Source organism: Vagococcus bubulae (assembly GCF_003950315.1).
Classification (GTDB): domain Bacteria; phylum Bacillota; class Bacilli; order Lactobacillales; family Vagococcaceae; genus Vagococcus; species Vagococcus bubulae.
In genome coordinates this window covers 24,662-38,264 of sequence record NZ_NGJT01000004.1, presented here as the reverse complement: position 1 = coordinate 38,264, position 13,603 = coordinate 24,662, and the positions used below count along the sequence as shown (strand labels likewise).

At 34.2% G+C, this 13,603-nt stretch carries 14 protein-coding genes; 3 read left to right on the top strand and 11 right to left on the bottom strand.

Annotation, left to right across the window (positions count from 1 at the left end):
• Positions 1 to 13: 13 nt before the first annotated feature.
• The 11 genes from CBF36_RS03285 to CBF36_RS03235 form a co-directional block, all read right to left on the bottom strand.
• Positions 14 to 1,783, bottom strand: coding sequence for an LTA synthase family protein (locus tag CBF36_RS03285; protein ID WP_416340692.1), 1,770 nt, complete (start codon positions 1,781 to 1,783; stop codon positions 14 to 16).
• Positions 1,784 to 1,854: 71 nt separating this feature from the next.
• Positions 1,855 to 2,688: an ammonia-dependent NAD(+) synthetase gene (nadE, locus tag CBF36_RS03280; RefSeq protein ID WP_125956603.1), complete on the bottom strand. Its 834-nt coding sequence runs from the start codon at positions 2,686 to 2,688 to the stop codon at positions 1,855 to 1,857.
• A gap of 63 nt (positions 2,689 to 2,751) precedes the next feature.
• The gene (locus CBF36_RS03275; RefSeq protein WP_125956601.1) at positions 2,752 to 3,141 is read right to left on the bottom strand and encodes a hypothetical protein; all 390 of its coding nucleotides are present in this window, start codon (positions 3,139 to 3,141) and stop codon (positions 2,752 to 2,754) included.
• A 67-nt stretch (positions 3,142 to 3,208) separates the two neighbouring features.
• Complete coding sequence (locus CBF36_RS03270; RefSeq protein WP_125956599.1) at positions 3,209 to 3,472, bottom strand: type B 50S ribosomal protein L31; 264 nt, start codon at positions 3,470 to 3,472, stop codon at positions 3,209 to 3,211.
• A 90-nt stretch (positions 3,473 to 3,562) separates the two neighbouring features.
• Positions 3,563 to 4,834 carry a transcription termination factor Rho gene (gene rho, locus CBF36_RS03265; RefSeq protein ID WP_125956597.1) on the bottom strand — a complete coding sequence of 424 codons (1,272 nt, stop codon included), beginning with the start codon at positions 4,832 to 4,834 and terminating at the stop codon, positions 3,563 to 3,565.
• 1 nt (position 4,835) lies between these two features.
• Positions 4,836 to 6,113, bottom strand: a complete 1,278-nt coding sequence (locus CBF36_RS03260; protein ID WP_125956595.1) for a UDP-N-acetylglucosamine 1-carboxyvinyltransferase — start codon at positions 6,111 to 6,113, stop codon at positions 4,836 to 4,838.
• 189 nt (positions 6,114 to 6,302) lie between these two features.
• Positions 6,303 to 7,169: a class II fructose-bisphosphate aldolase gene (locus CBF36_RS03255; RefSeq protein ID WP_079347919.1), complete on the bottom strand. Its 867-nt coding sequence runs from the start codon at positions 7,167 to 7,169 to the stop codon at positions 6,303 to 6,305.
• A 146-nt stretch (positions 7,170 to 7,315) separates the two neighbouring features.
• Complete coding sequence (locus tag CBF36_RS03250) at positions 7,316 to 8,794, bottom strand: aldehyde dehydrogenase family protein (RefSeq protein WP_125956593.1); 1,479 nt, start codon at positions 8,792 to 8,794, stop codon at positions 7,316 to 7,318.
• A gap of 103 nt (positions 8,795 to 8,897) precedes the next feature.
• Positions 8,898 to 9,245, bottom strand: a complete 348-nt coding sequence (locus CBF36_RS03245; protein ID WP_125956592.1) for a DUF1622 domain-containing protein — start codon at positions 9,243 to 9,245, stop codon at positions 8,898 to 8,900.
• A gap of 51 nt (positions 9,246 to 9,296) precedes the next feature.
• Entirely contained in the window at positions 9,297 to 9,902 is a 606-nt protein-coding gene (gene rpoE / locus CBF36_RS03240; RefSeq protein ID WP_125956591.1) for a DNA-directed RNA polymerase subunit delta, read from the bottom strand.
• Between the two features lie 82 nt (positions 9,903 to 9,984).
• Complete coding sequence (locus tag CBF36_RS03235) at positions 9,985 to 10,422, bottom strand: YwiB family protein (protein WP_125956589.1); 438 nt, start codon at positions 10,420 to 10,422, stop codon at positions 9,985 to 9,987.
• Positions 10,423 to 10,559: 137 nt separating this feature from the next.
• On the opposite strand from CBF36_RS03235, the gene CBF36_RS03230 reads away from it, so the two are divergent.
• From CBF36_RS03230 to yidA, 3 genes are read left to right on the top strand one after another with little or no spacing between them, the layout of a single operon-like run.
• On the top strand, positions 10,560 to 11,414 hold the full coding sequence (locus CBF36_RS03230; protein WP_165865365.1) for a lipoate--protein ligase family protein: 855 nt from the start codon (positions 10,560 to 10,562) through the stop codon (positions 11,412 to 11,414).
• A complete protein-coding gene (locus CBF36_RS03225) occupies positions 11,415 to 12,752 on the top strand; it encodes an HD domain-containing protein (RefSeq protein ID WP_125956586.1) in 1,338 nt (445 codons plus the stop codon).
• Between the two features lie 3 nt (positions 12,753 to 12,755).
• On the top strand, positions 12,756 to 13,574 hold the full coding sequence (yidA, locus tag CBF36_RS03220; protein ID WP_125956584.1) for a sugar-phosphatase: 819 nt from the start codon (positions 12,756 to 12,758) through the stop codon (positions 13,572 to 13,574).
• Positions 13,575 to 13,603 lie beyond the last annotated feature (29 nt).

Genomic DNA, 13,603 nt, shown 5'->3' with positions numbered 1-13,603 from the left:
AAAAAATTCATGACTAGGATTGAACCTCAAACATTTTCTTCGAATAATTTTCTCCTGATACTAAGTCATAAACAATAAGCTGATACGCTTCATATAATTCTCTTTCCTCTTTGGTAAAGGACACTTCTTTTTCCCATTTTCCATTAACATAATACATTTGTTTTTCAAATGCTGGAAGAATTTTTTGCAACTCCAATAACATGGCATTAAATCCTGTCTGCTCAACAGATGAAAAATCAGTAATTAAACTTGAAAAATAAAATGGACTCATCACTTCTTGATGATGAATGCCTTTACTCAAGGTATCATAAATTAAATATTCTGTTAGATGAGTTGTAAATGGATTATTTTTTTCCACGATATCATCTGGATAAATTGATGGTAAATGGTCTCCCCAGAATACAACAATTGTTTGCCTATCCAATTTATTGACTTCATCGATAAATTGTTTTAATGCTTTTGATGTGTATGAAATATCCAACGCATAATTATCAATCGAAGTACTCGATGTTGAGGTTGTCAATGTATAAGGTGAATTCGTGTATTTATTATTATATGGCATATGTGTTTGCATTGTCACAAGATGGACAAACGATGCTTTGTCAGAGTCTTTCATAATATCTAATACATCATTGAAAGCTGACTCATCCGAAATATAACCATTATTAGATAATTTATCTTTATGGGTCATTGTGTTTTCGTCTAAAAACTGATTAAATCCTAAAACATTGTAAACATCTTTTCGTTTATACATTGATGTATTATATGGATGAATAGCAACTGTCTGATAATCTTGTTGTTCTAAACTCGACACAATAGATGGAAATTCAGTTTTCTTTGGAAGCATCATCGTATAAGGTGTTGTCATTTGCGGATTCAATAATGCCATCGAAATCCCTGTTAAAGCTTCAAATTCAATATTAGCAGTCCCACCACCATAGTTTTGCGACAGCATTTCACCAGAATAAACAGACTGGCGAGCCACTTCTCTAAAATCAGTAATTGGGCTTTTATTTAGTTTAATACCATCTAACTTATCTGGGTCAGAAAAACTTTCAGACATGACAAACACGACATTGGGTTTGTCTTGATATTTTTTGGTAGCATTTTTACTTTTTGCTAGTTTGTTGTATTTAGAAACAATGTTATCTATTTCTTCTTTTGAATAATTTTTTGGCTCGTCCATTGCTTCAACTTTTAAGTTGTATAAAAAGCCACCCATAAATCCTGTATTATAATAATTCATTTTTTGACTGTAAGGTATCCAAAGCGCTGTTTTATTATACGCTTTTCGCAGTAAATTATTTGGTTGATTAAATAAGCTTGCATAAAATAACCCACTAACTGAGATTAAAAAACAAAATAGGCGAATAATTTGTTGACGTTTTGTTAGACGAATTGATCGATAAATGGCAAATAAAAGACCTAATAAAGCTAAACCAATTAGTATTAAGGCTAAAATAAAATAGGTTGTCCCTACAATATCCTTCATCATCGTAAACTCAAAAATCATTTTCAAATCATCTGGATAAATCGGCTCCATCCTAAGAAGCATTTTTTGATTGTTAGCAATACCTAATATGCCGATACTGATGACATAAATAATATTTCCTATCAAAAATGAGCCACTTAAACTAATTAAAAAAGTATCTAATAATAACAAAACCAATGTTCCTAATAAAAATTTTTCAACATGCCACTCCATCGCAAATTTCCATGCTAAAGACAGATTCCAGGTATTTTGACTTAATTGTAAATAGAAATTACTAGCATAAACAATCATTAAGGTTAACAGTATTTTCGTAATAGGGTGCGTGATAAATCGCTTAGCCCAGTGTTTTTTTTGATGTCGTTTTACTCTTTCCAAAATGTGTCTCCTAATGTAATCGGTAAATGACGTTTGTGTTCAGCCTTTTTATACCATGTTTCAATCGTTTCTCTGTCTTTATCGCTTACTTGTTTCCCCTCTAGATAGTCATCAATCGCGTCATAAGTCACTCCCAACGCGTCCTCATCTGAAATCATTGGTTTATTTTCTTCTAAATCAGCTGTTGGTATTTTTTCATAGAGAGACTTATCAGCATTAAGTTCTTTTAACAATGCTTTTCCTTGACGCTTATTTAAACCAAATAGCGGCAATATGTCTGCAGCACCATCTCCAAATTTAGTAAAAAAACCTGTCAGATTCTCTGCTGCATGATCGGTTCCAATCACTGCACCACTTTCTTGACCGGCAATGGCGTATTGAGCCACCATACGTTGACGGGCTTTGATATTTCCTTTATTAAAATCACTAATGTTGATTTGTGAGTGGTCTTTTAACTCATTCACTAATGCGTCCACGCTTGGTTTCACATTTACGACAACCGATTTATCTGGCTGAATAAAATCAATCGCTTTTTGAGCATCTGCTTCATCATTTTGAATACCATATGGCAATCGTACCGCAATAAATTGATACGCATTGTCGCCTGTTTCATTTCTTAATTCAGTCATAGCTAATTGTGCTAATTTTCCAGCAAGTGTAGAATCCTGCCCACCACTAATTCCTAATACATAAGTCTTCAAAAAAGGGTGTTTCAGCATATACTCTTTTAAAAATGCCACACGTCTAGTTACCTCTTGTTTAGCATCTATAGTTGGTTTCACTTGTAAATTAGTTATTATCATTTGTTGTAACTCTGTCATATCCATCTCTCCTTGTATTTAACCCATATTTTACCATAAATTAGCAACTCTCATACATCATTTTTACATTTTAGTTAGTTTCGATAACAAATTAATAGAAGCGATATTTTTAACTTTTTCAATGGGTAACCAGAAAACGATTTGACTATGTGCTAATTTGGGTAATACTTCTTTTTCACTTATCTCAGCACGATATAAACATAATGTTTCAGTCCGTTCGAAATGTTGAGGAGTGGTCTGCTCGATAATATCAACACATTCAATGTTTTCAAATGATAAATCAAGTATGTCTTTACCATATCTTTCAATTGCTTCAAGTGTTGTTTCGGCAAATTCAGGTTGTACTTCAAGAAGATGTTTGTCACCCTCTTTATTGGTGGTGACCAAACAATGATCATTATGTTCAATCCATATTATTATTCTAAAGCGTTGATTATCTGTTGAATGAGTCATTTAATCAATCCTTTCAATAAAAAAAAGATTCCTGATAATATACCAGAAACCTTTTCGACACTGAAGATTATTCTGCAGCGTTTTCGTCTTTGAGACCATATTTTTTGTTGAAACGATCCACACGTCCGTCTGCTTGTGTAAATTTTTGACGTCCTGTATAGAACGGATGTGAATCTGAAGTGATTTCCACACGAATGACTGGGTATGTGTTACCATCTTCCCACTCAACTGTTTCTTCAGATGTTTTAGTTGATCCAGATAAGAATTTAAAACCCGTTTGTGAGTCCATAAATACGACTGGATGATATTCTGGATGAATTCCTTGTTTCATATTTCTCTCTCCTTTGCCCTGATTCATTTGCTGAAACAGAGTTATTATTACAACGATATTATATTAACATGTTCAAACATTTTTAGCAATTCATTTTTTTAAAAAAGAGACGTCTTTAAATGTTTCAAAGAATGCTGCATTATTTTTTGTTTTCTTTAAGAAAGTCAATAATTGATGAGTTGAGTTAATCGAGTCGCCTTTCATATGACGGCGTAATTTCCAAATTTCTTCCAAATGTTCTGGTGACATAAGTAATTCTTCGCGTCTCGTTCCTGAACGTTTAATATCGATTGCTGGGAACACACGGCGTTCTGATAATTCTCTTGATAGATGAAGTTCCATATTACCTGTTCCTTTAAACTCTTCATAAATCACATCATCCATTCGACTTCCTGTATCCACTAAAGCCGTTGCAAGAATAGTCAGACTGCCACCTTCTTCGATATTTCTTGCAGCTCCAAAAAAGCGTTTTGGTTTATAGAAAGCTGCCGGATCAATCCCTCCACTAAGTGTTCGACCACTTGGTGGGATAACCAAATTATAGGCACGAGCTAAACGCGTGATACTATCCATTAAAATAACAACATCGCGTTTATCTTCAACTAATCGCAACGCTCTTTCTAACACAAGCTCCACTACTCGAGTATGATTTTCTGGCATTTGATCAAAGGTAGATGACACTACTTCCCCATCCACACTTCTTTCAATATCCGTTACTTCTTCAGGTCGCTCATCAATTAGTAAAACGATTAATTCTACATCTGGGTAATTTTTTGAAATACCATTAGCAATCTCTTTTATGACACTTGTTTTACCAGCTTTTGGTGGTGCAACGATTAAACCACGTTGTCCAAAGCCAACCGGTGCAAATAAATCAATCATCCGTGTTGATAAAGCCGTTTTTGTTGTTTCTAATACTAATTTGGTATCAGGATAAAGTGCTGTTAGTGCCGGAAAATGCGGACGTTGCTTGGCATCTTCTGGATTTTTTCCATTAACCGTTTCAACATGCATCAATCCATAGTAACGTTCGCTCTCTTTAGGTGGTCTAGCTTTTCCTGATACTTTATCTCCGTTTCGTAAGCCAAATCGTCTAATTTGTGATGAGGAGATATAGATATCTTCTTTACTCGGTGTGTAGTTAATAGGTCGTAAAAAGCCGTATCCATCACTTGATACAATATCTAAAACACCTTCTACCATGAAAAAACCTTGTTTTTCTGCTTGCGCACGAATGACAGCCAACGATAATTCCTTTTTATTCATTTGACTATAATAAGGTATTTTAAAATCTTTTGCATAAGCATAAATTTCTTTTAGGGTCTTATGTTCTAATTCCCCCATTGTTAAATAATCACGCATATTATCCCTCTTTATCCGTGCCTTCTTCCATCCGAATATCAGCACCTAGATTTGTTAATTTATCAATGATATTATCATACCCACGTAAAATATTATCCACATTAGAAATACGAGTTGTTCCACTTGCCATAATTCCTGCCGTCACTAAACAAGCACCCGCACGTAAATCACTCGCTGTAACGTCTGCTCCCACAAGCTCTAAATCTTCTTGACCATTTAGCACAATCATTTTCCCTTCAATGCTTGCATCTGCCCCCATACGGACTAACTCTGGAATGTGATTGACTCGTTGTTCATAGATTGTATCTGTTACAATACTTTTTCCATTGGCTTTTAATAGTAGAGGTGTGATAGGTTGTTGTAAATCTGTAGCAAATCCTGGATAAGGAACAGTTGTGACGTTGATTGGTTTTAAATTTTTAGCTGGATGTACTTCAATGCTATCTTCACGAACAGTCATTGGTACGCCCATCTCTTCTAATTTTGAAATAAAACTTTCTAAATGTTCATAAATAACATTTTGGACTATAACACCATCACCATGAGCAGCTGCCATTGATAAATAAGTCCCTGCTTCAATACGATCCGGAATAATTGAATGACGGCATCCTTTTAATTCTTTGACGCCATCAATACGAATTTCATTTGTACCAGCACCACGAATTTTAGCACCCATGTTATTTAATAATGTTGCCACATCGATAATTTCAGGCTCTCTTGCGGCGTTTTCAATGACCGTACGCCCTTGTGCTTTCACAGCAGCTAACATGACGTTAATAGTAGCCCCAATAGAAACCATATCCATATATATGCGTGTGCCTTCTAATCCATTTGGTGATTTCAAATAAGTAGCACCATGTTCAGTTGTCACAACAGCACCAAGAGACTCAAATCCTTTAATATGCAAATCAATTGGTCTTGGCCCTAAATAACAACCACCCGGAAGTCCAACAACGCCTTCACCAAACTTACCTAATAAAGCTCCCATAAAATAATATGAAGCACGTAAACTATTTATTTTTCCACTTGGCATTGGAATAGACACCATATCTGTTGGATCAATCGTCATTGTATGATTTTCAAATGTAACTTTCACACCCATAATTTCTAAAATTTCTTTTAAAGAGTGTACATCTTTAATATCAGGAACTCCTTCTAAAATAACAGGAGAGTCGGCTAAAATAGCCGCAGGGATTAAAGCAACAGCACTATTTTTAGCGCCACTAATTGTGACGGTGCCTTTTAATTTTTTTCCACCATTTATAATTAATTTTTTCATTTTGTCTTAATGACCTCACTTTAGTCTTTAAAAAAGCCGCTTAAAATAAGCAGCCAAATAAGTTTCAATATTCATATATAGTTGTATTCTATCATACAATATAAATGAAAAAAAGCACTTGGTAGATTTATGCATAAAAAAAGAGTGACTGACAAAGTCAGACACTCTTTTAACATTAAAAATTTTAAATTAAGCTTTACCGTTTGATCCAAACCATTGGATACGTTCTTTAACTAACTCAGTTACTGCAGTAGTACCTGGAGCTAATAATTTACGAGGGTCAAATCCTTTACCTTCTAAGTCTTTGCCTTCTTCAATGTATTTACGTGTTGCAGCTGCAAATACTTCTTGACATTCAGTATTAACGTTAATTTTTGATACGCCTAAAGAGATTGCTTTTTGGATTTGGTCTAATGGAATACCAGAACCACCATGTAATACCATTGGTTTACCGTCGATTACTTCAGCAATTTCAGCTAAACGATCAAAGCTTAGACCTGCCCAGTTTTCTGGATAAGAACCATGAATATTACCAATACCTGCAGCTAAGAAATCAATTCCTGTTTCAGACATTGCTTTACATTCAGCTGGATCAGCTAATTCACCAGAACCAATAACGCCGTCTTCTTCTCCACCGATTGATCCAACTTCACACTCTACAGAAACACCTTTAGCATGAGCTTTAGCAACAACATCTTTTGCTTTTTCTAAGTTTTCTTCAAATGGTAAGTGAGAACCATCAAACATTACAGATGTGTAACCAATTTCGATACATTTTAATGCATCTTCATATTCACCATGGTCTAAATGTAATGCTACTGGAACTGTAATTCCCATTGAGTCAATTAAGTCTTTAACTAAATCGTAACATACTTGGTAGCCACCCATATATTTTGCAGCACCCATAGAAGTTTGAATCATTACTGGAGAATTAGATTCTTGTGCACCTTGTAGGATAGCTTTAGTCCATTCTAAGTTGTTTGTGTTGAATGCACCAACTGCGTATTTGCCCTCTTTAGCTTTTTTTAACATTTCTGTTGCTGATACTAATGCCATAATTAAATTCCTCCTATTATGTTATCACTCTATTTTACATAGGTGATACTTAACTAACACAATTATTTTAACACTCTTTAGTTTTTTTTGCTAGTCAAATCACAATCTTTGACGGTATTTTCAGAAAATTTTATTAAAGTCCTTTTTTAGTAAAGATTAAATCCTGTTTCTTTTGTATCGATGTAAATATTTTTAAATTGGCTATACGCATCAAGTATAGCTTTATGTGTTTCACGACCAATTCCTGATTTTTTGTATCCACCAAATGGTGCACCGGCTGGTATTTGGTTATACGTATTAACCCATACGCGTCCTGTTTCAATTCCTCGACTCACTTTAAGAGCTGTGTTGATGTTTTTAGTCCAAACACCACCACCTAAACCATATTCAGAATCGTTTGCCATTTCAATCACTTCATCAATCGTTTTAAATTTAATTACTACTGCGACTGGACCAAAGATTTCTTCTTGGGCAACTTCCATATCATTTGTTACATCAGTTAAAAGTGTTGGAGCAACATAACACCCTTTTCCTAAATCACCATCAAGACGTTTTCCACCTGTTAAAATCGTTGCGCCTTCTTTACGCCCAACCTCTACTGCTTCTAAAATTTTATTGACTTGGCCTTCATTTACTTGAGCTCCCATTTGGACGTTTTCATCCAATGCGTCCCCAACAACAACGGCTTCAAATTTTTCTTTTAATTCATTTACAAATTTATCATAAATACCTTCTTGTACAAATATTCTTGACCCTGCACAACATACTTGTCCTTGATTAAATAAAATACCAAGTTGTGCTCCTTCAACAGCCTTTTCAAATGGCATATCATCAAAGAAGATATTCGCTGATTTTCCACCTAACTCAAGTGTCGCTGGAATTAATTTATCTGCTGCAGCTCGAGCGACTTTGTATCCTACTTCAGTTGATCCAGTAAAGGCTAATTTATTAAACCCATCATGTTTTAACATATAGTCGCCTGATTTAGAGCCTTTACCTGTAATTAAATTCAACACACCTTTTGGTAGCATTGGACCAATTAATTTAACTAATTCTAATAAACTTAGAGAAGTAGATGACGATGGATGAATAACAATAGTATTACCTGCTGCTAAAGCTGGTGCTAATTTCCATGCTGCCATTAATATAGGAAAATTCCATGGAATAATTTGGCCCACTACCCCAATTGGTTCTCTTAAAATAAGCGTCAATGTATCTTTATCTAATGCTTGTGCTGATCCTTCTTCACTTCGAATCACGCCAGCAAAATATCTAAAATGATCGGCACTTAAAGGGACATCAATCGCTTTTGTCTCACGAATTGGCTTTCCGTTGTCAATAGACTCTACATAGGCTAAATGCTCCACGTTTTCATCAATAACATCTGCGATTTTTAATAACAAATTACTTCTATCAACAAGTGACCAATCACGCCATTCAGGTAATGCCTTTTGAGCGGCTCCAACGGCTGCATCCACATCTGCATCCACTGCATCAATAAACGTGCCTATTTTCTCACCATTTACTGGTGAAAAACTATCAATCGTCTCTCCCTTAGCGCCTTTTGTCCATTCTCCATTAATAAATAACTCATATTCTTTGTATATGTCATTAACAACTGTCATAGCAATTCTCCTTTTATTTTTTTATATTTTGGTATAGTTAGAATTGTATAGGTTTTCATTTTAAAATTCAAGTGTTATGCTTACAAAAAAAGAAAGAGTATTTCTACCCTTTCTCATTATGTGTTTGTTCAATTTCTTTTCCTAAAAAATAAGAGATAGCTGTTCTTATTACAACTATTCCACCTAAAATAATGATGTCCTGTGTTGACGGATTTAAAATGGTCTCGATAATGTCTGATGCAATTAATACTTCCAAACTTAACAGTATATAAGAGCCGAGATATAGTTTAATTTTATTATTTCTTAAAGAGATTTCTTCCCTTGTGCCACTTCCAAATTCATTTTTGGTAAAATCAATGATAGCTTTTGCCACACCCACTAAGAGTATAATCACTGAAAAAGCATTTAACACAAAGATAATTTTATCCACTACTTCACTAATCATCGCCATCTCTCCTATTCTAAAATAAACAAAAAAGAGCATCAAATGATACTCTTTTTATTATAATTCTTCGTCTTCTTCATCTTCTTCGTATAAATCATCTTCTTCAACGATAGTTAAATCTTCTTCAACGCCTTCTGGTACATCGTCTTCGTCAACGTCATTATCAGCACCAATTTCAGATAAGTCTGTTGTATATTCTTTGATTTCTTTTGTTTCATCTTCTTCATCTTCATACAACTCATCATCGTCTTCATCATGATCAACCAAGTCCAAATCTTCAGGGTCATCATCATTGTAGTCAATGGCATCATCATCCATTGCGATAAAGGCATTAACTTTTTTACGTTTTTTACGACGTGGTGTTTCTTCTTCGTCGTCATCCACACCAGATACTTCTTCATCAATTGAGTCGATTGGGTACCAACTACGTAACCCCCAACGATTATCTCCTAAAGAAATAAAACTTCCGTCAATATTTAAGTCTGTATAAAATTGTGGCAAGATGTCACGAATTTCACTATCTGCTTTTTCTAAGTAGTTTTGAATTTCATTTACTAAATCACTAAAATCAATAATGTCTCCACGTTGATTTAAAATTGCATGTGCAACTTCAATCATTGACAATTCATTTTTATTTACGCCCTCAAAAGCTTTAATTTCCAACTGACACACGTCCTTTCACAGTCTACTCTTTATCATACAATAACTAGAGTTTCTTTGCAATTCAAAATTTTTATTTCATCTATTACGCACTAAAATTAATCATTAAATGATACATTCCTAACTTTTCCTCACCAGCAAATAAATCATACTCAATTGTAACACTCCCTGATTGAGGGTTATCTTTTAAACTGATATGTAAGTGATTGGTCATGGTTGAAATGCTCATCATGCCATAAGGTGTAGTATACGTCGTCTCTTTTTTCTCCTCGTAAGAAAAATTTAATTTCATTTTGACGTCACCCGAACGAATTAAGGTTACCGTTCCATCTGGTAAAATTTTTATCGTAACCGGAACAGGAGTATCAATCCCTTCTATTATTTCCTCATATCTTAAATAGATAACATCATTAATCACGACCATGTGACCTTTGACTTCTACTAAAAATTCTTTAAATTCTTGCTCTTGTGTAACCTCAGTTTTCACCAAAATACTGACTGGTTTTTTTTCTCTTTGTGACACGCATTCCACCTCTTTACTTTTTTATATATTTTGGTCTTTTTTAAAAGGTTTGTCAAACCTTTGTCATTATTCTTAAATCCTTTCAGTTTCACTAAAGAATCGGTATAATGAAGAAAGTAGAAAAAGGAGTTGTATATATGTCTTTGAAACAATCTGTTGTTCTATTTGAGCAACCTCATTTAACAAATGAAAACAAATACGATCCATTTATTGTGACAGATATTTTAGCTGATTACTCTGGTAAGCAGAAAATACCTATCATTCATTTTTGGACGATGACAAATCAATTAATACTCGGTATGCAAGACACTCGTGTCACAGATTTAAGTAATGCGATTTCTTCTGTTAAAACTAACCACTATCATCCTGTTGTCCGAAATTCTGGTGGCTTAGCTGTAGTAGCTGATGACGGTATTTTAAACTTTTCAATCATATTACCACAAGAATTTACTAACCAAACCAGTATTAATCATGGCTATGAAACCATGAAAACTATTATTTCAAGTGCTTTATCTTCATTTAATACAACAGTAGATTCTTTTGAAGTGACAGATTCTTACTGTCCTGGCGAATATGATTTAAGTATCAATGAAAAAAAATTTGCCGGTATTGCCCAACGTAGAATAAAAAAAGGCTTAGGCATTATGATTTATATTAGTGTTAATGGCCAACAAGAAAAAAGAGGGAATCTAGTCAAACAATTTTATCAAGCTGGATTAAAAGAACATTTTGGAAAAGATCCTTTTCCTCCTGTTAACCCAGACTCTATGAAAAATCTATCAGATTTATTGTGCCAAGACCTAACCGTCGAAAAAATGAAAACTCTTATTGTTGAAGCTATCAGCCAAGACTGGTCTTTTGATGATACCGCTCAAAAACACTTCAATCAGTTTTTAACTTCGGAAGATTTTAAAGAAGCTTATGACAAAGGGTACCATCGAATGGAACAACGTAATGAAGGCATTAATACCATTTTAAAGGAGATTAATTAATTGATTGAAAAAGTATTTAGAGATCCCATTCACCACGATATCAAAGTCGAACACCCGATTATTTTGGAATTAATAAACGCCAAAGAATTCCAACGGCTCAGACGCATTAAACAACTTGGAACGACTTCACTAACCTTCCATACAGCAGAGCATTCTCGTTTTGGTCATTCTTTAGGTGTTTATGAGATTACTCGTCGTATTTGTAACTATTTCAAGCGTAATTATGATGTCTTAGATTATGGTGAAGATGGTTGGGATGATTCAGAACGCCTGGTCACTTTATGTGCAGCTTTACTACATGATTTAGGACATGGTCCTTTCTCGCACACTTTTGAAGCGATTTTTAAAACCAACCATGAACAAATAACAGTTGATATCATCACATCAAGTAAAACAGAAATTAATCAGATTTTACGTCAAGTATCAGAAGATTTTCCAGAAAAAGTAGCTAGTGTCATTGCAAAAACTTATCCTAATAAACAAGTCGTCCAATTAATCTCTAGCCAAATTGACGCAGATAGAATGGATTATTTATTAAGAGATGCCTATTTTACTGGAACTGAATACGGAACATTTGATTTAACACGTATTTTACGTGTCATCAGACCTCATAAAAGTGGGATTGTCTTTAAGGTAAGCGGGATGCATGCTGTTGAAGATTACATTGTTAGCCGCTATCAGATGTACATGCAAATTTATTTTCATCCCGTCTCTCGAGGAATGGAAATGGTTTTAGATCGTTTATTACAACGAGCTCAAGATTTATACCATGATAATAAACCATATTTTAATAAAACATCGCCTCTTTTAGTTCCTTTCCTTGCACATGATTTTGATTTAGTCGATTACCTCGCATTAGATGATGGGGTATTAACAACTGCTTTTCATTTATGGAGTCAATCAGACGATGCGATTTTAAGTGATTTATCCAAACGATTTTTAAACCGAGTACCGTTTAAGTCAGCAACGTTTTCAAAAGAAACTTTTATTCTATTACCTGAATTACAAGAGCTAGTAGAAAAAGTTGGCTTTGATGAAAGATATTACACAGCGATTAACTCAAGTTTTGATTTACCTTATGATTTTTATAAACCAGAAAAATCACAAAATAAAACGCAAATCGAATTAATCTATCCAGATGGTGAATTGATTGAACTATCCAGTGCCAGCGAGTTAGTTAGAGCGATTGCTGGAGAAACAAAAGGAGATCAACGCTTCTATTTCCCTGATGAAATGCTTGCATCCTCTACATCAGACAATTATACTTTATTTGAAGACTCTATTAACTCTTTTAACGACTCCTTAAAAAATGGAGAAATAATAAAAAAGGACGTGTAATATTTGGGAATTAAAATGGTCACAATTGATATTGATGGAACCTTAGTCAATTCAGAAAGAAAATTAACACCAAAAGTCAAAGAAACAATTAAAAAAGCTTCTGATAGTGGGATTGATATTGTTTTAACAACAGGAAGACCAACTATCGGTGTAATTGATTTAGTCAAAGAACTTGAATTAGAAAATGACCACAGTTTTATTATTACCTATAATGGTGGAATGATTCAAAATGCCGGAACAAAAGATATTATTTTACGTCATTCACTGTCATTAGATGACTACCAAGATGTCGAACTATTATCACGTAAACTAGGCGTTCATTTCCATGTACAAGATGCTGATACAATGTACACAGCTAACCCTGATATTAGCCCCTATACCATTAACGAAGCAGTAATCACAGGTATTCCGTTAGTTTATAAACCTGTCTCTGAAATGACGGACGATATAAAATTAGTAAAAGCGATGATGATTGATCATGAAGATATTCTTGATGCAGCAATTAAAAAAATTCCACAAGAATTTCATGCACGTTTTGCCATCGTTAAAAGTGCTCCATACTATTTGGAGATACTAGATCCTAAAGCAACTAAAGGAGAATCAGTAAAAGAACTGGCTGAGCACTTGAACATTAAACAAGAAGAAGTTATGGCTATTGGTGACAATGAAAATGACTTATCTATGATTGAATATGCTGGTCTAGGTGTTGCGATGGGAAATGCTGTAGACAGTGTAAAAAGCATTGCAAACAAAATAACAAAAACCAATGACGAAGATGGCGTCGCTTACGCCATCAATGAATGGGTTCTTAACGATAAATAAAAACATTCCAGTTACTCTTAATTGAGTAG